The organism is Crossiella sp. S99.2 (assembly GCF_023094165.1).
Taxonomy (GTDB): domain Bacteria; phylum Actinomycetota; class Actinomycetes; order Mycobacteriales; family Pseudonocardiaceae; genus Crossiella.
In genome coordinates, this window is the sequence record NZ_JALMDK010000018.1 from 33,915 (window position 1) to 56,149 (window position 22,235).

Genomic DNA, 22,235 nt, shown 5'->3' on the forward strand with positions numbered 1-22,235 from the left:
TGGTACTCAGGACAGGGGGCCGTAGATCGTCGGGGAACCGTCGATCCGGACCGTCGCGCGCCGCTGATTTGGTGCGGCCAGCGGGTCGTGGCGATCGACGGTCAGGGTGAACGCGCGTTCGGGGCCGGTGCCGAGCCTGCCGATGCCGGTCACGCTGAACCAGCCGTCTGCGGTCTGCAACCGGCCAAGGCGCACCGAGTGCAGCACGCCGTGCGGGCCAGCGACCACCACCGTTCCCGCGGCAGACCGGGCGCCGGCGTGCTGGGCGAGCGCGACAACGATTGCGTTGGCACCGCCCGTTTCCGGCCGCACGAGCCCCGCCGTGGCCACCGTGCGGTCCTTGCCGACATGCTGCGGACGGGTGGGCATGCTGGACGCCCGCCGCAACGCCTGCCCAGCGGCCGCGCGGGTGGGTTCGCCGCCGGTGAGCGCGAGCTTGCCGTTGACGAAAACCCAGCGCACGCCAACGGAATACTGCTTCGGGTGCTCGAAGGTGGCCCGGTCGCCGATGGTCTTCGGGTCGAACACTGTCACGTCCGCGGCCATGCCCTCGGCCAGGTAACCGCGGTCCACCATGCCAACCATGGTCGCGGGCAGGCCGGTCATCTTGCGGATGGCCTCCTCCCAGGACAGCAGGCCGCGTTCGCGGACGTAGCGGCCGAGCACGCGCGGGTAGCTGCCGTAGTGCCGGGGATGGGTTTGCGCGGACTCGGTCACGCCGCCGTCGGAGGAGAAGGCGACGAACGGGTCGGTGATGAAGTTGGCGAGATCCTCTTCGGACCCGATGTGCATGACGGCGAGGATGGATCCGTTGTGCGCCTTGAGGACTCGCATGATCGCCTCGCCGATGCTCACGCCGCCGTACTCGGCCATGAGGTCGGCGATCGTCTTGTTGGCCAGGTCGGGCAGCACCACCTTGTCCGGGGTGCCGACGTCGTCGCGCACGAACGCGCTGGTCTCCGCGTCGATGCGCGGGCGCAGTGCCGGGTCGGCGAAGCGGGCCAGCATCGCTGCTGTGCCACCGTCCTTGGCCCAGCCCGGCACGTAGAACTCCAGCGCGGTCGAGGCGGCCGTGTACGGATAGACGTCGCCACCGGCGTGTGTGCCAGCGGCCCGTGCCTCGCGCAGCAGGCGCAGCATGGTCGCGGACTTGCCCCAGTTGCCCGGACCGGCGACCTTCATGTGCGTGATCTCCGGCATCAGCCCGGCGGCCTTGCCGATCGCGATGTCCTCCGCGGTGGATTCAACCACCTGGTTGGTTTCGTCGCGGATGTGGTCGGTGAACATCGCCCGCCAGGCTCGCGCGCCGCGCACCACCTCGGCGACCTCCTGGGTGCGGGCGTAGGAGGCGGGCGGGTAGCCCAGTCCGCCCGAGACACCCCAACCGCCTTGGCGCATACCGCTTTCGATCCGGGCGCGCATCTGGGCGGACTGGGCCGCGGTCGGGCGGGTGTCGCGTTCGCCCATGGTGGCCTGCCACACCGTGTTGAATCCGACGTAGGGCGCGACGTTGATGCCCTTGGGCGCCGCGTCCAGCTCCCGCAGCTGCTGCTCGATCTCATACGCGCCACCGCCGTCCGGGCCGAGCAGCTCGGTGGTGACGCCCTGGGTGAGCGAGCTTTTCGCCCCGGCCAGCGGCGGGCCGGTCTCGGTGTGCGCGTGGATGTCGATGAAACCTGGGGTGACGTACTGGCCGGTGGCGTCGTACCGGGTGCGGGCGCGGATCCGGCCGAGGTCGCCGATCCGGTGCACCCGCCCGTCTTTGAGGCCGACGTCGGTGACCCGGCCGGGTGCGCCGCTGCCGTCGAAAACCTTGCCGCCGTGGATGATCGCATCGAGTTCGGGTGGCGGGGCGGCGGTGGCCGCGGCGGGCCAGGACAGCAGGAGTCCGGTGGCCAGCACGGCCGCCACCGCCCGCCGGGGCAGCACAGTCATGACGCGTTTTCCCTTTCTGCGCAAGCACTCAGCCGCGAGTGGTGGCGGCTGTAGAGCAGGTACACCGCGAGCGCCAGCGCCAGCCAGCCACCGAAGAGCAGGTAGGTGGCGGACGGGAGCTGGTAGATCAGGTAACCGCAGCAGCCGATCGACAGCAGCGGCACCACCGGGTAGCCGGGCACCCGGAAGCCGCGCTTGAGATCCGGCTCCTGTCGCCGCAGGATGATCACCCCCAGGGAGACCACCGCGAAGGCGACCAGGGCGCCCATGCTGGTCAGGTTCGCCAGCGCGTCCAGGGGGACCACCGCGGCGATCAGCGCGACAAAACCACCCACCAGGACGGTGCCGGTCACCGGGGTGCCCCGGCGTGGCTCGATCCGGCAGAACACCGGCGGGATGATGCCGTCCCGGCCCATCGCGTACAGGATGCGGGTCTGGCCGTAGAGCACGATCAGGATCACGCTGACCACCGAGATCACCACCCCGGCGGAGAACACCGGTCCAGGCCAGCCGCCGCCGGTGACCCGTTCCAGGATCGCGGACAGCCCGGCCTGCTGGCCCTCGAAAGCCGTCCACGGCTGCGCGCCGATGCCGACCAGCGCCACCAGCACATACACCGCGGTGATCACCAGCAGCGCGCACAGGATGGCCAGCGGCAGCGTCCGGCGTGGGTTGCGCACCTCCTCCCCCGCCGTGGACACCGCGTCCAGGCCGACGAAGGAGTAGAAGACGATGGCCGCGGCGGCGCCGATGCCGGCGAAACCCATGGGGGCGAACGGCTGCAGGTTCCCGGCGTCGAATCCGGCCGCGCCGACCACCACGAACAGGGCCAGGATCGCCAGCTTGAGCAGCACCATCACCGTGTTGACCACCGCCGATTCCCTGGCGCCCCGGACCAGCAGCAGGCAGCACAGTCCGACCAGGATCACGGCGGGCAGGTTGAGGTAGCCGCCGCTGCCGGGTGGCGCGGAGATGACCGCGGGCAACTGGGCGCCGAAGAGCCGTTGCGTCAGGTCGTTGAGGTACTGGCCCCAGGTGACCGCGATGACCCCGGCGGAGACCGCGTACTCCAGCAGCAGGCACCAGCCCACCGCGACCGCGGCCAGTTCGCCCAGGGTCGCGTAGGCGTAGGAGTAGGACGAGCCAGCGACGGGCACGGCGGAGGCGAGTTCGGCGTAGCACAACGCGGTCAGCGCCGCGGTGACCGCGCCGAGCACGAAGGAGAGGATCACCGCGGGACCGGCCTTGGGCACGGTGGTGTTGAGCGCGAAGAAGATGCCGGTGCCGATGGTGCCGCCGATACCGATCATGGTGAGCTGGAAGACGCCCATGGTGCGGCGCAGGCCGCCGCTGTCCGCCTCGGCGTCGGTGAGGAACGCCCGCACGGGTTTGCGCCTGAGCAGCTGGTTTCGCAGCGAAACACCGGTTCCCAAGAGGACCTCTTTCCGTGTCCGGGAGGTCCCGTCATCCTGGCCGCCCGCGCCCGCCCCGTCGTTGGCGGAACCGCCTACACTTCCCCGGTCCGCCTGACGGAACCGCCCAACGTTTGCGGTGGCCGCAACCGGCCAGCCGGCGGACCGGCCGCGGAAACCTCGCCGAAACCTCGGCGGTGGTCGGCTGAGCGCATGACCTACACGGCGAAACGCCGGACCTGGCTGGTGACCGGTGTCAGCGTGGCCATGGTGCTGGCGGCGGCGACGCCCGCGGCGGCGATCAGCGGCGGCAGACAGGCGACGCAGCGGTATCCGTTCATGGCCTCATTGCAAGCCGACGGCACGCACTTCTGCGGCGGCACCCTCATCCGTCCACTGTGGATAGTCACCGCGAAGCACTGCGTGCTCGACCGCGACGGGAATCCCAAGGATCCCGGCAAGATCCGGGTGCGCTTGGGCAGCAACAACCGCACCCAGGGCGGTGAGATCCGCCGTGGCGCACGGATCGAACCAGCTCCGGCGGCCACCTCAGATATGGCCCTGCTCAAGCTCGACGCGCCGTCCCGGCACACTCCCGCGGCCTTGCCCCGCACCGAACTGACCCCCGGTGACACGGTGCGCACGATCGGCTGGGGCGACCACCAACTGCCGGAGAACCCGGGCGACCCGTGGCCGCCGCCCCCGATCCAACTGCGGCAACTGGACAGTCGGCTCCTCGACCCCGGCCGCTGCCTCGGCATGAGCGGGGAGCCGATGGAGCCCGGCGAGTTGTGCATGGCGGCGCTGCCCGGCAAGGGCAAGTGGCCGCAGACCACCCGCGCCGGTGACTCCGGTGGGCCGTTGCTCAAGCGCGCCAACGGGATCTGGACGGTCTACGGCGCGGTCTCCCGCGGCACCCGCGATCAGCACGGGATCTACGGCTCCGTGCACGGCGCGCTGCCGTGGATCAAGGACACCCTGCGCCGGAGCTGAGCACCTATGCTGGGCCGGTGCGGATGACCGAACCGCCCAGCATCGGCGGCACCAGCGAGGAGCTGTACGCCCTCGCCGACGCCATGGCCGCGGTCATCGGCGGTTCGGTGTCCATCGAGGACCTGGACAACCGGGTGCTCGCCTACTCCGCACTGCCCGAGCAGCGCATCGACGAGCTGCGCCGCCGCGGCATCCTGGACCGCCGGGTCCCCGACCAGCCCCAGCAGATGGACCAGTATCGCCAGGTCCTGGCCGCGACAGGAGTGGTCCGGCTGCCCGTGCTGGCCCCGGACGAACTCCCCCGCGCCGCTGTCGCCATCCGGGACGGCGAACGGCCGCTGGGCACCATCTGGGCCATCGAGGGCCCCACGCCGCTGGGCGCCACGGGTGAGTCCGCGCTGCTCGACGGCGCCCGGCTGGCCGCCACCCACCTGCTGCGGCACCGCGGCGCGGCCGAGTTCGACCGGCAGGTCCGCGAGGACGCCCTGCACAGTGCCCTGCTCGGCGACGGCACGGCGGGCGAGGTCCGGGTCCGGCTCGGTCTGCCCGACCCGCCGCGGCTGACCCTGCTGGCCTTCGCCCCGGCCCGCCCGCCCGAGGGTGAGCCGACGGTGGACGGGCGGCTGGGCGCGGCGGCGGCCCGGCACTGGGCCGCGGTGTCGGCCGAGGCGGCCACCGCCACCATCAACCGCACCGTGTACGTGCTGCTGCCCGACGACCCGCCCGCTACCGCCCGCCGCCTGGCCGAACAGGCGGTCGCCGCCCTGGAACGCAGTCTGGACGCGCCGGTGCGCTGCGCGCAGAGCCGCGGCACCGGCGAGGTCGCCGACCTGCCCGCGCTGCGCACCGAAGTGGACGGCATCCTGCGGGTGACCACGGCCGATCCCGGCGGACGGCCGGTGGCCGCACTCGGCGAGGTGCACGCCGGGGTGCTGCTCGCGCACCTGTCCGACGAGCTGGCCCGGCACCCCGGCCTGCGCCACCCCGGCATCGAGGCGATGGTCGAACACGACCGCACCCGCCGCACCCACTACACCGCCTCGGTCACCGCCTGGCTGGACGCCGCGGGCAACGTCGGCGAGGCCGCGCGCCGCCTGACCGTGCACCCCAACACCCTCAAGTACCGGCTCCGCCGCGCGCACGACCTGTTCGGCCTCGACCTGTTCGGCCACCCCGACGACCGGCTCTCCTGCTGGCTACAACTCCGCCTCCAACCCCCACCGACCAGGTGACCGTCCCGTCGAGTTGGCCAAAGTCGTACGCCTAGTTGGCCCAAGTGGGCGTACCACTTGGGCCAACTCGACGATGTGCCCTCAGATCCCCGGCCGCAGCTCAGGCCCGGTGGTGCCGAGCTGCTCGGTGGACACCACGGGCGGTGGCGGCCAGGTGACGCCGGGCGGTGGCCACTGCTGGCCGGTGGTCTGGAGGAAGTCGGCGGGTGGCTCGTACAGCGGCGGCTGGGTGCCGTCGGGGATCAGGCTCTTCCAGCCGGCTCCGGCGGTGCGCTCCTCGAACTCCTTGCGGATGGCCGCGAGCACCTCGGGCTGGGTCAGCAGGTCCACGGCCGTGGCGGCCAGGTACTTCGCGGCGGCCAGCAGTCCCTTGTGCGCGATGCCGCTGGCCGCGGCAGAGGTGACCGCCCAGTTGTGGTGCGGGATGCCGGGCGGGAAGGTCGCGGCGAGCACGGTGACCTTGGGCGTGCGCCAGGAGACGTCGGCGGCGTCGGTGGACGGTCCGCCCAGGAACGCCGCGGGCGGCGGGGTCAGCGGCACGAGCTGGGTCGGCAGCCCGATTTCGGGACGCCCCAGGGACTTCTGCAAGGTCCGTGCAAGCCGCTGATCCTCCGCCGAGAACTGCGGTGGCCCGATCTGGCGCATGTTCTCATCGGCCAGCTCGGCGGCGATCTTGTTGCCGAGGGAGTTCCAGGTGGCGGCGTGGAACTTGTGCACCAGCCGGGTCTGGCTGGCCTTGGCGGCGGCCTCCGCGGCGGCCACGATCTTGTCGTAGAGCACGGTGAGCCGGGCCGGGCTGCCCTCGCGGACGAAGAACCAGATCGAGCACATGTCGGGGGTGACGTTGGGCGCCCCGCCACCGTTGATGATCGCGTAGTGGAACCGGCCGGAGGGTGCGACGTTCTTCTCCCGCAGGTACTCCGTCATGGTGGCCATGAGCAGCGCGCCGTCCAGCCCGCTCTTGTTGCCCAGCGGCGATCCCCCGTGCCCGGCCGCGCCGAGGAAGGTGAAGGTGGCCGAGGCCAGCGCGGAGGTGGTGTTCCAGCTGGCGAGGGTGGCGGCGAACGGATGCCAGTCCAGGTAGGCGTCCAGCCCCTCGTACGCCCCGGCCTTGACCGCGAAGGGCTTGCCCACCAGCTGTTCTTCCCCGGTGGACCCGAACACCTTGAGCGTGCCCGGCAGTCCGTGCCGCTCCATGGCATGCCGCACCGCGATGGCGGCCCCGGTGGCGCCGGCCCCCAGCGCGTTGTGCGCGTCCCCGTGCCCGGCGCCGTAGGTGGGTCCGTAGGCGTCGTGGTTGTAGACCAGGGGATCGTGCGTGCCGGCGCCGCGCTTCTGGGACAGTCCGGGCAGGGCGTCGTACTCCACGTTGAACCCGAGCACCGGCTTGCCGGAGCCGTAGGTGGCGGTGAACGCCGCGGGAAACCCGCCGGTCCCCCACTCGATGCGGAACCCGTTGCGCCGCAACAGCTCCGCGATGGCCTGCGCGGACCGCCACTCCTGCAAGGACAGCTCGGCGAACTCCCACACCGCGTCACTGAGCCCGGTGATCGCCGCCGCGTTGCCGTCCACCCAGGCGAGCGCGGCCTGCTTCGCCGCCGAGTCCTTGGCCAGCCCACTGGGCGCCCGGTACTGCTCGGCCGAGACCCCGATCGCCTCGTCGTAGGCCAGCGTGGCCCCCAGCACCGGATCAGCCGCCCGCATCGCCGCGACCCCGGCCCCGGCACTCAACCCGAAGAGCTGCAACACCCTCCGCCGCCCAACTCCATGATCCATCCCCGCATCCTGCCCGCCAAGGCGGCCCAGCGTCGAGTTGGGCAAAGTGGTATGCCCAGTTGGGCCAACTATGCGTACGACTTGGGCCAACTCGGCGTGGGCGGGGGTACGGCTTAGGCTGCTGCGCCGGGCTGGGTTGCGCGGAGTTGGGTGAGGAATTCGGTGTTGGACTTGGTGGCGCGCAGGCCGTCCAGGAGTTTGTCGACGGCCTGGGCTGGTTCGGTGTTGCTCAGGGCGCGGCGCAGGGTGTGGGTGGCGGCCAGTTCCGCGGGGGAGCAGAGCAGTTCCTCCTTGCGGGTGCTGCTGCGGCGCACGTCCACCGCGGGGAAACGGCGCTGCGCGGCGACCTTGCGGTCCAGGGTGAACTCGGCGTTGCCGGTGCCCTTGTACTCCTCGTAGATCAGCGCGTCGCCGACCGAGCCGGTGTCCACCAGGGCGGTGGCGAAGATGGTCAGCGAGCCGCCGTCCTCGATGTTGCGGGCGGCGCCGAGGAAGCGTTTCGGCGGGGTGAGCGCGGCGGCGTCGACCCCGCCGGAGAGGATGCGGCCGGACAGCGGCGCGGCCAGGTTGTAGGCCCGGCCCAGTCTGGTCAGCGAGTCCAGCAGCACCACCACGTCCTGGCCCAGCTCGACCAGGCGTTTGGCGCGTTCGATGGCCAGTTCGGCCAGCAGGATGTGCTCGGCGGGCGGCTGGTCGAAGCTGGCCGCGATGGTCTCGCCGGGCACGGCCCGGCTGAAGTCGGTGACCTCCTCCGGGCGTTCGCCGACCAGCACCGCCATCAGGTGGCACTCCGGGTGGTTGTGGCTGATCCCCTCCGCGATGGCGCGCAGCACCGTGGTCTTGCCCGCCTTGGGCGGGGCCACGATCAGCGCGCGCTGGCCCTTGCCGACCGGCGTCAGCAGGTCCATCACCCGGGTGGTCAGCACCCGCGGTCCGGTCTCCAGCCGCAGGCGTTCGCGCGGGTAGAGCGGGGTGAGGTCGGTGAAGGCCGGCCGGCGGGCACTCTGCAGCGAGCTGAGTCCGTTGACCGTATCCAGCTGGGTGAGGCGTGGTGTGCCGTTGCCGGCCGGTTGCGCGGAGCCGGTGAGCAGGTCACCGCGGCGCAGACCGTACGCGGCGACCAGCGCGGCCGGGACGGCGACGTCGTCGGGTCCGGGCAGGTAGCCGTCGACGCGCAGGTGGTGGTGGCGGTTCGCCGTGGTGTCAAGCACCCCGGCAACCGTGCTGAGGATGTCGGACATGGGAGTCTCTTTCGGTTTGGTAGCGCGTTGTTGATCACTGAGGTTGTTCGAGATACCCGTTCGAGCCGGGGAAGGCCGATGCTCAGGCCACGTCCAGCACAGGAATTCCGGGATCTCACACACGCGCTTCGGGGGACATTCGTCCAGAACCCGCAAGCGGTAGACGCCGCCAAGGTAGCAGAGGTCGCGCCGGGCGGCCACTGCGTTACCCCGTGGCCCTGACCAGCACCCCCAGGCCGTGACCTGCGCGTTACCGCAGGTCCGGGGAAATGCGGAGGTTGTTTGTACGGCGGGAGCGCCGACACCAGACAACCTCTGGCGGCGTAGACCTTGACCGTCCGGGTCCTACCGGGGGTCCAGGACGTGAGGGGTCAAAGTGAACACAACGAGGGTCAGCACGAACGCACTACCAGTAGGCCGGGCCAGCCGTGCGTGGGACACGGCGGCGGTCACCGGCTCCGCGCTGGGCACGGGTCACCCGATGCGGTGCGAACCGCAGCAGGTCCTGGCGGTCTCGCACCGCGCCACCTGGTGACCAGCCACCGGTAGTCCAGCAGGCGGCTCCACGCGCTCCGTTCCCCGGGCGTGTGGAGCCGGCCGGGACCTAGGCCAGACCGCTGAGCAGAGCGTCGAGTCCGAGCCGCCAGCGACGATCCACCGACTGCTTCGAGCCGCCGAGGCGGCGCGCGTTCTCCGCCGCGGCCAGGCCCTGGATCAGGGTGAAGAAGACCAGCGCGACATCGGTCGGGTCGCCGGAGAGCAGCCCCGCGTCCACCGCGGCCCTGACCTTCCGGATGAAGATCTTGCGCACCAGCACCCCGGCCTTGACCTCGGCCGCGGTCGGGTCGAAATCGGCGAACGGCCGGGCGAACATCACCTCGGCCAGCACCGAGTGCGTGCGGACGAACCCGCGGAAGCCCTCGGCCAGCCGCCGCAACGCCTGCAGCGGGTCCTCAGTCGGCGGCAGTGCGGACAACTCCGCCGCCAGCAGCCGGAAGCCCTCGAAGAAGACCTCCCGGACCAGGCCGGACTTGTCGCCGAAGACCTCGTAGATGGCAGGCACCGAGGCGTTCGCCCTGCTGGCCACGGTGCGCGTGGTCAGTCCGGCCACGCCCTGCTCGGCGAGCACCGCCAGCGCACTGGCCAATCCGCGCTCACGGAGGGCGTCGGTGCGCTGCTTCACCCTGGGCATCAGCCGACCTTAGCACTGAGTCCACAAAGGCTGGACAGACGTTACGGAACAACGATACGAAACGATGGTACAAAGGACGGGTGACCCTCTCCGTGACCCAGCTGCTGCGCGAGCGCAAGCGCCAGGGCAGCACGCCAGGACAGCGGCGCGATGACGCGCGCCTGGTGCTGTTGATCGAGGGCGGCAGCTCTCGCGGCGCCTACTCCAGCGGCATGACCATCCCGATCGAACGCCAGGGCCTGCTCCCGCTGTTCGACGCCGTCTACGGCAGTTCGGCCGGTGCACTGAACGCCGCCTGGCTGTTGTGCGGCCGCGCGGAGAGCACCATGCACGCCTGGTGGGATCCGGTGGTGATGGGCTCGACCATCAACCTGCGCAACGCCCTGCGCCGCAAGCCCGTGGTGGACACCGGGTTCCTGGTGGGCACCGTGTACACCGAGATCATGCCGCTGGGGTTCCAGGAGATCCTGGACAACCCGGTGGAGTTCCACCCGATGGCCACCGACGCGCACACCGGCGAGGCCGTGGACCTGCATGAGCAGATCACAGACAAGGCCGGGGTGCAGGCGGCGCTGCGGGCCTCGACCGCGATGCCCATCCTGGCGGGCAATCCGGTGCGGATCGGCGGGCGGTCCTATGTCGATGCCGGGCTGAGCGAGACGGTCCCGGTGCGCACCGCACTCGCGCAGGGGGCCACGCACCTGGTCGCGCTGCGCACCCGGCGCACGGATGAGGTCGCCACTCCCCCGTCCTTCGGCGAACGCCTGGTGGCGAAACGGTGGTTCACCCGGCGGGCGCCCGGCGCGCTGGAACCCTGGTTGCGCGGCAACCTGATGCGGGCCGAGGAGGAGCGGCTGCTGGCCGAACATCCGGCGACGCTGCAGATCCGGCCGCCGCTGGGCAGCACCCGGATCGGCCGCACCGAACGCCGCCCGCACCTGCTGCGCGCCGCGGTCGAGGCCGGTCACCAGGCCGCCGCGGCCGAACTGGCGGACTGTGTGGACGAGCCGCTGCCGCGCTGACTCAGGTCGTGGCCAGCACCCGGTCCAGCAACGATTCCGGGGACAGGCCGAGCGCCGCGTGGGCCCGGTGCGCGGTCAGCGAGGCGATGCCGTGCACGCCGACCAGGCGGGCGAGCGCGTCGGTCTCGGTGTCGGTGGGGTGCCGCGCCAGCCAGGCCACACACCAGCGCCGTACCAGGGGGATTGTGGTCGAGCGCAGGTCGGCGCCGGAGGCTTCCAGGAGGTCGTGCCGGAAGAGCAGGTCGAAGGCGTGCGGGCGGCGCACGGCGAAGTCGAGGTAGCCGCGGGCGAGCCGGTCCGGGGTTTCGTCGGTGTGATCCAGCTTGGCGGCCAGGTCTCCGGCGATGCGCTTGGCCAGGTGCCCCAGCAAGACGTTGCGCGCGGGGAAGTGCCGGCGTGGCGCGCCGTGCGAGACCCCGCAGCGCCGCGCGGTCTCCCGGATGGTCACCGCTTCCGGGCCGCTCTCGTCGAGCAACTCGGCGGCCGCGTTGAGCAGCTGTTCCCGGAGATCGTCCGCCACCATCGGCCACACCCTTCGTAGACAGCGTCTACTCTAGCTGGTAGACACTGTCTACGTGATAGCTCTGGGGTTGTTGGCGGTGGCCGCGCTGTGCCACGCCGGGTGGAACCTGCTGGTCAAGTCCTCCGCGCAGCAGGGGCCCGAGTTCGTCTGGCTGTACTCGGTGATCACCGCGCCGGTCGCGCTCGGCCTGCTGGGCTGGTCGATCGCGCAGGGCACGGCGCTGTCCTCGGTGTGGCCGGCGCTGGTGAGCATGGTGCTGCACACCGCCTATGCCGTTGTGCTGCAACAGGCCTACCGGACCGGGGAGTTCACCGTGGTCTACCCGGTCAGCCGGGGCACGCCGCCGGTGCTGGTCACCCTGGCCACCATCCCCTCCGCGGGCTGGCCGGGACTCCAGGTGTGGAGCGGCGTCGGCCTGGTGCTCGGCGGCGTGCTGGCCCTGGACCGGATGTGGACCCGGCCGGGCGTGGCCCGCGGCACGCTGCTGGGCCTGGCCGTCGCGGTGTGCAGCTGCGGCTACACGCTGTGGGACGCCTACGCGATCTCCACCCTCGGCGTGCAGGTGCTGCCCTATCTCGCGGTGGCCAACCTGGGTCAGGTGCTGGTGCTCTCCGCGGTCATCCGGCCGCGCCGGGAACGCCTCGGTCCGGTGCTGGCGTACTGGCGGCGGGCGCTGCCGATCGCGGTGCTGGTCCCGGCCGGCTACGGCCTGGTACTGGTGGCGATGTCATTGGAACCCGTGTCCGCGGTGGCCACCGGCCGCACCCTCAACGTCGTGCTCGGCGTGCTGCTCGGCGTGCTGGTGCTGCGCGAACGCCTCACCGCCTGGCGGGTGGCCGGGCTGGCCGCGGTGATCGGCGGCGTCCTGCTCGTCTCGACCTGAATCGCGTGCGCTACCTAGGCACAGCGCCCGGAACCACACCTTCGGGTCGCGCCCGGCCCAGCCCGGTTTCACCTCCGCCCTGACCGCCCAACCGAAGGTATGAACAGCACAGACAACCCAGCGACACTGTGGATCCACACCGGGGACTGGTGGGTGCGGGCCGATCAGGTCGCCGCGATCGGCATCGCCGAGGTGTTCCACATCGGCGGCCGCTACAGCGTGCGGATCCACCTCGCCGGGGTGCCCGGCGACGGCGAGTTCCACGAGCTGCACCGGTGCGCCGACCAGGACCAGGCCCGTGCCTGTGCGGCCGCCGTCGCCGAGCGCCTGACCGGCTGGCGGCACGGGTACGGCACCTTGCAGGTCAACTCCGCCGGCGAGGTGGTGACCGTGCGTCCGGTGCCGGAACTGCTCGACAGCGGTTGACGTCGACGGCCTCAGCGCGGCTGCTCGGCCAAGGGGCGCAACGCATCCCGGAACTCCGCGGGCACCGGCGGCATGCCCGGACGCTACCGCGACCGCCCGGGATCGATCCCCCCGCCAGGTCAGCCGCCGCAGGGCGGGGCGTAGTCGCGTTCGGGCAGATGCCGGGCCCACTGTTCGCGGGTGATCGGCCGGGCGCCCGCGCACATCCCGGCCTGCGCGCGGGTCACATCGGTCTCCCACAGCCGCGCCGACCGGTCCGCGCCCGAACTGGCCAGCAACCGGCTGTCCGGGCTGAACGCCACCGCGGCCACCTGGTCGGCATGACCGGTCAACGTGCCCACCTGCTCCGGCCATTGTGGCCGGGTCACGTCCCACAGGCGGATCGTCCGGTCCGCGCCCGCGGTGGCCAGCAGTCGCCCGTCCGGGGAGAACGCCGTCATCCACACCAGGCCGGCGTGGCCGGGCAGCGTGGCCAGCGGCCGCGGGCGGCCGGGGTCAGAGACATCCAGCAGCCGCACGGCTTTCGCGGGTTCGTGCCAGGTCGCCAGCAGCCTGCCGTCGGGACTGAAGGAGCGGGCGGTGACCATGTCCTCCTGGCCGGTCGGGAACTCGATGGCGGTGGGGTTGGCCGGATCGCGCACGTCCCACAGGCGGGTTCGCCACTCGCCGTCGCCGCCGGTGGCCAGGGTCCGGCCGTCGGGGCTGAACAGCACGGTCCACACCATTCCGGCGAAGTACGCGCGGCGGACTACCCGGCGCGGCTGCTCCTCCATGGCCCACAGGCTCAGCGCGCCCGGACCGCCGACGGCGAGCAGCTTGCCGTCGGGGGCGAAGGCCACCGCCGCACCCGATTCCGGCAGCACGGCCAGGTTTCGGGGCGCGCGGGGATCGGCGAGGTCCCACAGCCGCACCGCGTCCTCCTGACCGACGGCGAGCACCCGCCCGTCCGGGCTGAACTGCACCGACCGGATCGGGCCCGCGCCACCGGCGACGATGGCCAGTTCCCGCCGCTCGCGCGGGTCGCTGATCTCCCACAGCCGGGCGGTGCCGTCCCAGCTGCCGGTGGCCAGCATCCGGCCGCCCGGCGCGAAAGCCACCGCCGCGACCACATCGCGGTGGCCGACCAGCGGCAGCGCACGCAGTTCCTGCAACCGCACGCCGTGGTCGGCGTCGGTGGCCGCGATGGTCGAGCCGTCCGGGCTGAACACCGCCGAGGCGCGGCCGCCCGGGATGGTGGTGATCGTGGTGGGCGCGGCGCGATCGCGGACGTCCCACAGGATCGTGCCGCCGCCGGTGGAGGCCAGGGTGGTCCCGTCCGGGCTGAACGCGATCGACCACACCGCGCTCGGATGCCCGGTGAGCACGGCGCCCGGGATTGGCGCGGCCGGGTCACCCACCGCCCACAGCCGGACCCGGTTGTCCCAGCTGGAGGTGGCCAGCCAGCGGCCGTCCCGGTCGAAGGCCACCCCGGTGATCAGCCCGGTGTGTCCGGAAAGGACACCCAGCGGCCGGGGCGCGGCAGGCGCGCTGATCTCCCACAGCCGCACCGAGTCCCCGGAGGCGACGGCCAGCACCCGGCCGTCCGGCCGGAAGGCGACCGTGGTCGAACGGACCGAGTCCGAGGCCGATCCGGTGGCCGGGGCGGACAGTTCCCGTGGCCGCCGCGGATCCCGGATGTCCAGCAACCGCACCGATTTCTGGTTGGTGGCGACCGCGAGCAGGCTCCCGTCGGGGCTGAAGGCCAGCGAGGCCACGGCCGCCGCGCCACTGGGTTCGGCCCACACCTGCGCGGGGTTGCGCGGATCGCTGACATCCAGCAGCCGGATGCTCGACTCCCCCACGGTGGCCAGCAGCGGACTGGCGGGCGCGAGGGCCACCGCCAGCAACTTCTCCGGCAGTCTGGTCACGCTGATCTCCGCCGGTGGCCCGGAAACCTCCCACAGCCGCAGCGTCATGTCCCCGCTGACCGTGGCCATCCGCTTGCCGTCCGGGGCGTAGGCGGCGAAGACGTCGGTGCTGGTGTGCCCGGCCAGCCGGGTCGAGCGCGGTGCGGCGTAGGCGCTGAGCAGGGTGTCCCTGGTCTCGGCCAGCGGGGCGATCCGGTGTGCGGCCAGCACGAGTTGCCCGGCCAGTGCCGGGTCGACCGCGCGCACCGCGTCCGCACCGGTGAGCACCCGCCGGGCGATGGCCACGTTGCGCTGTTCGGTGGCCTCCTGTTCGGCGCGCACCGCGTACCCGCCGGCGGCGGTGGCCGCGATCAGCAGCACCGACAGCAGTGCGACCAGCCGCCGCAACCGGGTGGCCTGCCGCCTGGCGGTGACCGCCTCGGCCTGTTCGGCGGCCACACTCGCGGCCAGGAATCGCTGCTCCACCAAGGTGAGCACGGCCGTGGCCGACCAGTCCCGGGCCACCGCCAGGCGGCTGCCGCGGTAGAGCGTGCCGGGGTCGTGCTCGTGCGCCTCCCACACCTGCGCGGCCTCGGTGAGCATCCGGTGCACCCGCAGCCCGGCGCGGTCCTCGGCGATCCACTCGCGCAACCGCGGCCAGCAGCGCAGCAACGCCTCGTGGCCGAACTCCACGGTGTCGGCGTCCACGGTCAGCAGCCGCGCCGCGGTGAGCCGGTCCAGCACCGACCCGGTCTCCAGCTCGTCCCGCCGGACCCGCCGCTTGGCCGGTGCGGCGCCGTCCGGAAAGGCGATCAGCCGCAGGAAAACCCGGCGCGCGATCTCCCGTTCCGGCTCGGTGAACCCGGTGTAGACCTGCTCGGCGGTGCGCGCGATGGCGTGCTCGATCCCGCCGGCCGCCTCATATCCGGCCAGGGTGAGGGTGGCCCCGCTGCGCCGCCGCCAGGTCTCCAGCAACGCGTGCGAGACCAGTGGCAGCACCACCGCCTGGCCCGCCGCGTCCGCGATCAGCCGGGACACCAGCGCGGCCTCGACCATGCAGTCCGCGTCCGCGGCCGGCCGGGTGATCACCTGCCGCAGCTCCTCCGGGCCCATCGCGCCGACGAGCAACTGCCCGCCGCGCAAGGCCGCCACCAGCGCCGGATAACGCCCGCAGCGTCCGTAGAAATCGGCCCGCACCCCGATCACCACCCGGGCCCGTCCCTGTTCCGCGGCGCCCACCAATGCCTCGACGAACGCCACCCGCTCGGCCTCGTCCTCGCAGAGGGTGAACAGCTCCTCGAACTGATCCACCACAACTAGGGGCTCGTCCCCGCTCACCCGGTCCGCGAACTCGGCCAGGGGGTGCTGACCAGGGGTGAACAGCACCGCGGGCCCGTCCACCCTGGCCAGCAGCCCCGCCCGCAGCACCGAGGACTTGCCCGCCCCGGAGGCCCCGAACACCCCGGTGAACCGCCGCTCCCGCACCAGCCCCAGCAGCTCCTCGACCACCGCGTCCCGCCCGAAGAACCGCCCGGCGTCCCCGGCCTGGAACGGCGCGAGGCCCACGTACGGCGCGCCGGTGTCCACCGGGTCGTCACCCGCGGTGAGTTCGGCCGACACCGTCCGCCACCGCTCCTGCCACTGCCCGACATCCCCACCGCAGGCGCGCACGTAGGCCAGCGTCACCGCCAGGCTCGGCAACGCCCGGCCACCGGCGGCCTTGGACAACGCGGCGACCGAGTAGTCCACCCGCGCGGCGAGTTCCCGGTAGGTCGGCGACCCGGCCTGAGCGCGGAGTTCCCGAAGCTCGGCGGCGAAGCGGCCCAGCGCGCTGTCAGCCGCGTCCAGCGGCCGTTCCCCCCGTGGCACAACGGCCTCCTGATCGCACTTTGGTGCAGCCGAGCGTTGTTTCCGATCATCGGCCCGGCGGTAAACAACGCGGTCACGGTAGACCCACCGCACATACCCCGTACAGCCGAAAGAGACTTCCTGATGACGAATCCGACCAGGTTCGCCAGACGCCTTGTCATAGCCACCGCGGCGACCGCGGTGCTGGCGAGTGCGGTGGCCGTGCCGAAGGCGGTCGCGGCCGATCCGGGGATCACCCCGGAGCAGTTGTCCACCGCGTTGTTCAGCGCCGCCGTCCAGCTCAAGGACAACGGCCGCACCCATGACCGCAACCTGCTGCTCAGCGCCGAACTCCTGGACTGGCGGGCCAAGAACCCGGGCGCCTCCGCCGACGCCCTGGACCGGCACGCCGCCGACGTGCAGCGGGTGGTCGGCCTGGCCGTGGCCCCGGCCACAGCCCGTGACCTGGTGCCGGACACCCTCGGCCGAGGGGTGGAGGCGCTCTACGCCATCCCTGAGGTGGACCGGGGCGGCCCGCAGCTCAAGGTGCTGCTCGGCGCGCTGACCACGCGCGACCTCAAGGCGACCAGCGCGCCAGAGGACCTGCGTGGTGTGCTGACCCAGATCACCTCCTCCTCGATCGAGATCGCGCCCACCATCTGGAGCGCGCTGCGCGAGGCCGCGAGCCGGGACGCCACCCTCAACGGCATCTGGCAGAACCGGCTCGGCAAGGCCACCGTCGCCGAGTCCGCCCCGGTGGACCCGGCCGCGTCGCTGGACGCGCTCAAGCAGCTGCCGCAGATCAAGAAGGTCATCGACGTCGAGGCCATCCAGGCCGGGTTCCGCCAGGGCTTCCCGGAGGGCATGGCGGCACTGACCAAGCAGATCAAGCCGCTGATCAAGGTGCTCGGCGACCCGAACTCGCCGGACACCCCGCTGGGCAAGGCGCTGGCCTGGGTCAAGGAGCACGTCGACCCGGTCACCGGTGAGATCAAGCGCCCCACCGAGGACAAGCTCAAGCAGTACGCCGAGGACGCCAAGCAGTTCGACGAGTACCTGGACAAGGTCAAGGGCGGCCTCACCGCCGTGGCGACCGTGGCCAAGGTGCTCAGCCCCCGCTACGCGGCGGAGCTGGTCAAGTTCGCCGACGCGCTATACAAGATCGGCAAGCACGTGGCGCCGATGATCAACGCGGTGGCCGCGCTGGGCACCGCCATCGCGGCGGGCGCGGCGATCGGCTCGATCGTGCCCGCCATCGGCACCGTGATCGGCGCCGCGGTCGGCCTGGTCGTCACCCTGGTCGGCCTGCTCGGCAGCGGTGGTGGTCCCAGCGCTGAGCTGCAGGCCATCCAGAACATGCACAAGGAGATGCGGGAGAGCTTCAAGCAGCTCAAGGACTTCCTGATCGCCTTCCACCAGGACGTCAGCGTCCGGTTCGACCGCATCGACGCCACGCTGAACCTGATGTACGGCGACATGCTGCTGAAGTTCGACGAGGTGCTGCTGGCCATCGCGAACTCCAACTTCCAGCTGACCCAGCAGATCAAGGACCTGCACGCGCACCTGCTGGGCATCGCCTCGAACATGCAGTCCAACCACCAGCAGCTGATGGCCGCCGTGCAGGCCGACGGGGCCAAGGACTTCCGCGGCGCGGTCCGCAAGTACCTGGACTACGCCGCCCGCGAGGGGCGTCCGATCCCCTCCTTCGACCAGGGCAACGACAACTACAAGGAGGCCGCGCAGGCGTTCTCCGACGGCGGCGACGACCTCGCCCGCACCGCCCTGTTCATGCACAACGGCCAGGACGCGGCGCCGGAGAGCGTGCTGCCCGGCAACAACTCCACCTTCCTGGTGAACTACCTCAAGACCTGGGCGGTCAACAACGTCGGCGCCCAGTACGGCAACGGCCACCCCGGCTCCGGGGTGCCCAACGCCGACCTGCTGGCCGCGGCAATGCGCTCCTACAGCACCCTGATGAACCAGAACCCGGCGCTGTCCGCGCAGGAACAGCTGGTCGAGCTGAACGGCAAGAAGACCGTGGCCAGGGTGCAGGACCTGCTCAACGCCGGCGAGGACGTGATCGCGGCGACCCGGCGGTTCAACCAGCCCCGGTTCAAACCGGCCACCGGACCGTGGACCGCCACCAACTCGCTGCTGGAGCGGGTCCAGCAGGACAACGCCGCCCGGCTCACCGAACTGGCCAACGGGCTGAAGCGGTACGAGTCCGATCCCGCCGTGCAGGAACCCGGCCGGCCGTTCAACCTGTGGGCCGACCGGAACCAGCGGGTCGAGGGCTTCATGAAGCGGGACGACGTCCCGGTCTACAACTGCGACAACCCCAACGAGGCCACCAAGATCGCGGTGATGCCGGACGCGATCAAGAGCGACAAGATGCCCGCGCCGCTGCGACTGCTCCGGCAGCTCCACTCCGGCATGGACCCGCGCACCTGCTGGCGCGAGGTGCGGGTGCGCGACGACGAGACCACTTACGAGCGGTACCCACTGGACGGACCGACCAGGATCCCGTGTGAGTGGGCGGAGGACCCGCCAGTGGGCTGCACCAAGACGGTGCACGAGGGTCTGAAGAAGATGGTGCGGCTCAATGTCACGTTCGAGATCCTGGGCAGGATTCCCGGCTATGCCGGCGAGTGGCAGCTGGGCAGGCACACTGGAGTGATCGCCTGGGAGCGGTGCCGGTTCCCCGGCGTCGACTGGGCCGCCGACGAACCGAAGAACGACAAGTGCTGGAACAGCAGGGCCAAGCTCGAGGAGATGGTGCCGAAGCCGCCCCGGTACGACTTCACCGGCGCGATGTCGGAGGTCCACACCGACACGATCCACCCGCTGATCGACAAGACCCTGGCCGGGCGCCGGGCCGCCTACTACGGGCTGATCACCAACGACGTCAAGGACGCGACGCCGAAGCTGCCCGAGGCGGTCCGGGTCGACACCAGCCTGCGGCTGCTGCGCGCCTACCTGGAGGTCGGTTTCCCCACCGCGCTGCAGAGCGACGCGCGTTTCCGGGAGCTGATCTACGGCACCAAGGCGATCCCGTCCTCGCTCAACGTCCGGCCCTCAGTGGCCAACGAGATCAGCCCGCTCGCCGGGCTGTACGCCAAGGCGGCGCAGAACGCGGCCGCCCAGCTGCCTCCACTGCACGAGCAGAACGTGTTCAGCCAGTCCGAGCTGCCCAACTGCGCCGCGGCCCCGGAACAGGTCACCACCCAGGACCCGGTGGCCCGCTGCCTGGTCACCGTCTCCGGGCTGCGCCGGGGCGCGCTCGGCGAACGGATCGAGTACTACTCCACCGATCTGGTCACCAACCCGGCCGCCCAGGACCCGCAGATCACCAGCGCGCTGATGCGTTCGCTGCGGATCCAGACCAAGGCCACCCACCCGGACTACCCGCTGGATCCCCCCGGCGAGCCCAACCCGGTGCCGCCCACCGAGATCGGCAAGACCTTCGGCGGACTCGGCGGCTCCGCGCGGGCCACGCTGAACGGCAAGCACTTCATGGTGTGGCAGGGCAGGCAGGACGAAGTTCTGGTCGCCACCAGCGAGGACGGCAAGGCATGGTGGCCGCCGGTCACCGTCTCCGGCCCGCACACCTCCGGTGACGTCCCGGTCCTGGCCGCCTTCCAGAACAAGCTGGTCGCGATCTGGCGCAGCGGGGCGTTCTCCTGGCAGGACGGCAACAACGACCGCACCCTGGCCATCGCCACCAGTGCCGACGGCCGGACCTGGACCACACCCGCCCGGCTGGTGCCGATCACGGTGGGCACCGGCGGCCTCAGCCTGTCCGTGCAGAACGACCGGCTGCAGCTGCTGTTCCGCGGCGCGGGCGCCGACCAGGGCAAGTGGATCACCTCCAGCCACGACGCCAAGAACTGGAAACGGCCCCGGTACACCGAGAACAACGGCGGCACCAACGCCACGCCCGGACTGGCCACGCTCAATGGCACCCTGGTCCAGCTCTGGCGCGGCGCGAACGCCGACCAGGCACTCTGGTTCGCCACCAGCGGCAACGGCATCGACTGGAGCAACCAGCAACTGCTGCCCAACGCCTTCAGCCAGTCCGGGCCGAGCCTGACCGAGTTCACCGGCAAGGTGTTCGCGGTCTGGCGCAACGGGCCCAACGACGGCCTGTCCGTCAGCGACACCGCCAACGGCGGGGCCTGGGCCGCGCCGCGGGCTCTGCACGCGCAGGCGCGCGCCGTCGGGGTGCCCTCGCTGGGCGTGGTGGGCGGCAAACTCGCCGCGATCTGGCGCAATGCCACCGATCCCGACCGGGTGGACGTCTCCACCAGTACCGACGGCATCACCTGGTCGGCGCCCGAGCCGATCAGCAAGCTGACCTTCGAGATCCGGCACCAGCACAACGAGTCGCTGATCACCGAGGCGACTCAGCTGTGGGCGCGCAACGAGCGGGAAGCCGCCGTGGCCAAGGCCAAGCAGGCCCTCGTGCTGGCCAGGGAACTGGTCCGGGAACGGCCGTCCTACGCGGCCACGTTCGGGCAGTGGATCCGGCACCCGGTCGGCCCCTACCTGTCCGAGTCCGGCAAGGTGGACGAATCGATCGCCCTCTACGACGAGGCCATCGCCGCCTTCCGCAAGCTGTCCCAGCAGGAGCCGCAGAACCTGGAGCACAAGCTCTACGAAGCGGCCACCGTGGTGGTGCAGGGCAGCCGGATCTGGGACAAGGGCGAGAAGGACAAGGGCCGCGACCGGTCCCTGGAGGGCGTCAACCTGGCCCGCCCGCTGGTGTCCAAGGGACCGCGCTATGCCGCGGATTTCGCCACCTGGATCCGTTGGCCAGTCAGCGCTTTCCTCGCCGAGACCGGCAAGGTGGACGAGGCCATCGCGCTGCTGGGCGAGGCCGTCACCGCCTCCCGCCAGGCGGCCCAGCAGGAACCGGACAACCCGGAGCACAAGCGGGACGAGGCGGATGCCCTGGTGTGGCAGGGAAATCGGCTGTGGCACCAGGGCGAGAAGGGCCGGGGCCTGGACAAGGCCCTCGAAGGCATCAACGTCGCCCGCCCGCTGGTCGCGAAGGGCCCGCGTTACGCCTCCCACTTCGCCACCTGGATCCGTTGGCCGGTCAGCGCTTTCCTCGCGGAGAGCGGCAAACCCGATGAGGCCATCGCCCTGCTGGGCGAGGCGGTGACCGCCGCACGTCAAGCGGGCCAACAGGAACCCGGCAACCACGAGCACAAACTCAACGAGGCGGATGCCCTGGTGTGGCAAGGCATTCGCACCTGGGACAAGGGCGAGAAGGACAAGGGCAGGGACAAGGCCCTCGAAGGCGTCAACGTCGGCCGCGCCCTGGTGGACAAGGGACCGCGCTACGCCTCGCACTTCGCCACCTGGATCCGCTGGCCGGTCAGCGCCTACCTGGCCGAGACCGGAAAGTTGGATGAGTCGATCGCCCTGCTCGGCGAGGCCGTCACCGCCGAACGCCAAGCAGCCCAACAGGAACCCGGCAACCACGAGCACAAGCTGAACGAGGCCGACGCCCTGATGTGGCAAGGCATCCGCACCTGGGACAAGGGCGACAAGCCCGGCGCGCTGGCCAAGGTCCAGGAAGGTCTCGTGGAGGGCCGCAAGGTAGCGGACAAGGGCCCGCGCTACGCCGAACCGCTCGGCACCTGGCTGCTGTGGCCGGGCACGGAATTCGCGATGGGCAACGGCAAGAAGCCGGAGGCGATCGCCATGGCCCAGGAAGCGGTGGACATCTTCACCCGGCTCACCGCCGCCGACGCCAAGTACCAGCCAAAACTCGACTCCGCCAAGCAGAAGCTGACCGAACTCCAGCGCTAAGCAGGGTCCCTGCCTCACCGTACGACAACGGCCAACACGAAGGACGATC

The 22,235-nt window shown here is 71.4% G+C and carries 13 protein-coding genes; 6 read left to right on the forward strand and 7 right to left on the reverse strand.

All coding sequences use genetic code 11. The annotated features are described in order from the left end of the window. Positions 1-6: 6 nt before the first annotated feature. Both MZC64_RS42195 and MZC64_RS42200 read right to left on the reverse strand, forming a co-directional pair. Positions 7-1,935 (reverse strand): amidohydrolase family protein, encoded by a 1,929-nt coding sequence (locus MZC64_RS42195; RefSeq protein ID WP_247765105.1) that lies wholly within the window; start codon positions 1,933-1,935, stop codon positions 7-9. Further along, a complete protein-coding gene (locus MZC64_RS42200; protein ID WP_247765106.1) occupies positions 1,932-3,320 on the reverse strand; it encodes an amino acid permease in 1,389 nt (462 codons plus the stop codon). The genes MZC64_RS42195 and MZC64_RS42200 overlap by 4 nt, the downstream gene beginning before the upstream one ends. A 240-nt stretch (positions 3,321-3,560) precedes the next feature. Between MZC64_RS42200 and MZC64_RS42205 the strand changes: the two genes are divergently transcribed. Then, a complete protein-coding gene (locus tag MZC64_RS42205) occupies positions 3,561-4,340 on the forward strand; it encodes a trypsin-like serine protease (protein ID WP_247765107.1) in 780 nt (259 codons plus the stop codon). A gap of 23 nt (positions 4,341-4,363) precedes the next feature. Beyond that, positions 4,364-5,572, forward strand: a complete 1,209-nt coding sequence (locus tag MZC64_RS42210) for a CdaR family transcriptional regulator (RefSeq protein WP_247765235.1) — start codon at positions 4,364-4,366, stop codon at positions 5,570-5,572. Positions 5,573-5,653: 81 nt separating this feature from the next. On the opposite strand, the gene MZC64_RS42215 is transcribed toward MZC64_RS42210, so the two are convergent. The 3 genes from MZC64_RS42215 to MZC64_RS42225 all read right to left on the reverse strand — a co-directional run bounded on the left by MZC64_RS42215 (position 5,654) and on the right by MZC64_RS42225 (position 9,781). Further along, positions 5,654-7,348 (reverse strand): amidohydrolase, encoded by a 1,695-nt coding sequence (locus tag MZC64_RS42215; RefSeq protein WP_247765108.1) that lies wholly within the window; start codon positions 7,346-7,348, stop codon positions 5,654-5,656. A 113-nt stretch (positions 7,349-7,461) separates the two neighbouring features. Then, the gene (gene rho, locus MZC64_RS42220) at positions 7,462-8,589 is read right to left on the reverse strand and encodes a transcription termination factor Rho (RefSeq protein WP_308301132.1); all 1,128 of its coding nucleotides are present in this window, start codon (positions 8,587-8,589) and stop codon (positions 7,462-7,464) included. A gap of 604 nt (positions 8,590-9,193) precedes the next feature. Next, a complete protein-coding gene (locus MZC64_RS42225; RefSeq protein ID WP_247765109.1) occupies positions 9,194-9,781 on the reverse strand; it encodes a TetR/AcrR family transcriptional regulator in 588 nt (195 codons plus the stop codon). An 80-nt stretch (positions 9,782-9,861) separates the two neighbouring features. Here MZC64_RS42225 and MZC64_RS42230 point away from each other — a divergent pair, with 80 nt between their 5' ends. Next, a complete protein-coding gene (locus MZC64_RS42230; RefSeq protein WP_247765110.1) occupies positions 9,862-10,803 on the forward strand; it encodes a patatin family protein in 942 nt (313 codons plus the stop codon). A gap of 1 nt (position 10,804) precedes the next feature. Here MZC64_RS42230 and MZC64_RS42235 read toward each other — a convergent pair whose 3' ends face one another. Next, entirely contained in the window at positions 10,805-11,326 is a 522-nt protein-coding gene (locus MZC64_RS42235) for a TetR/AcrR family transcriptional regulator (protein WP_247765111.1), read from the reverse strand. Between the two features lie 52 nt (positions 11,327-11,378). On the opposite strand from MZC64_RS42235, the gene MZC64_RS42240 reads away from it, so the two are divergent. Together MZC64_RS42240 and MZC64_RS42245 are read left to right on the forward strand one after the other, a co-directional pair. Further along, positions 11,379-12,209, forward strand: coding sequence for an EamA family transporter (locus tag MZC64_RS42240; protein WP_247765112.1), 831 nt, complete (start codon positions 11,379-11,381; stop codon positions 12,207-12,209). Positions 12,210-12,308: 99 nt separating this feature from the next. Next, entirely contained in the window at positions 12,309-12,635 is a 327-nt protein-coding gene (locus MZC64_RS42245; RefSeq protein WP_247765113.1) for a hypothetical protein, read from the forward strand. 119 nt (positions 12,636-12,754) lie between these two features. Here the strand turns inward: MZC64_RS42245 and MZC64_RS42250 are convergent, their stop codons facing one another. Further along, the gene (locus MZC64_RS42250) at positions 12,755-16,390 is read right to left on the reverse strand and encodes a hypothetical protein (RefSeq protein ID WP_247765114.1); all 3,636 of its coding nucleotides are present in this window, start codon (positions 16,388-16,390) and stop codon (positions 12,755-12,757) included. Between the two features lie 123 nt (positions 16,391-16,513). Here MZC64_RS42250 and MZC64_RS42255 point away from each other — a divergent pair, with 123 nt between their 5' ends. After that, positions 16,514-22,186, forward strand: a complete 5,673-nt coding sequence (locus MZC64_RS42255; protein WP_247765115.1) for a sialidase family protein — start codon at positions 16,514-16,516, stop codon at positions 22,184-22,186. Positions 22,187-22,235 lie beyond the last annotated feature (49 nt).

Coding starts and splice junctions, on each gene's coding strand:
- MZC64_RS42195 (WP_247765105.1), bottom strand. CDS start 1,935: ATGACTGTGCTGCCCCGGCGGGCGGTGGCGGCCGTGCTGGCCACCGGA.
- rho (WP_308301132.1), bottom strand. CDS start 8,589: ATGTCCGACATCCTCAGCACGGTTGCCGGGGTGCTTGACACCACGGCG.
- MZC64_RS42255 (WP_247765115.1), top strand. CDS start 16,514: ATGACGAATCCGACCAGGTTCGCCAGACGCCTTGTCATAGCCACCGCG.
- MZC64_RS42210 (WP_247765235.1), top strand. CDS start 4,364: ATGACCGAACCGCCCAGCATCGGCGGCACCAGCGAGGAGCTGTACGCC.
- MZC64_RS42225 (WP_247765109.1), bottom strand. CDS start 9,781: ATGCCCAGGGTGAAGCAGCGCACCGACGCCCTCCGTGAGCGCGGATTG.
- MZC64_RS42235 (WP_247765111.1), bottom strand. CDS start 11,326: ATGGTGGCGGACGATCTCCGGGAACAGCTGCTCAACGCGGCCGCCGAG.
- MZC64_RS42245 (WP_247765113.1), top strand. CDS start 12,309: ATGAACAGCACAGACAACCCAGCGACACTGTGGATCCACACCGGGGAC.
- MZC64_RS42215 (WP_247765108.1), bottom strand. CDS start 7,348: ATGGATCATGGAGTTGGGCGGCGGAGGGTGTTGCAGCTCTTCGGGTTG.
- MZC64_RS42205 (WP_247765107.1), top strand. CDS start 3,561: ATGACCTACACGGCGAAACGCCGGACCTGGCTGGTGACCGGTGTCAGC.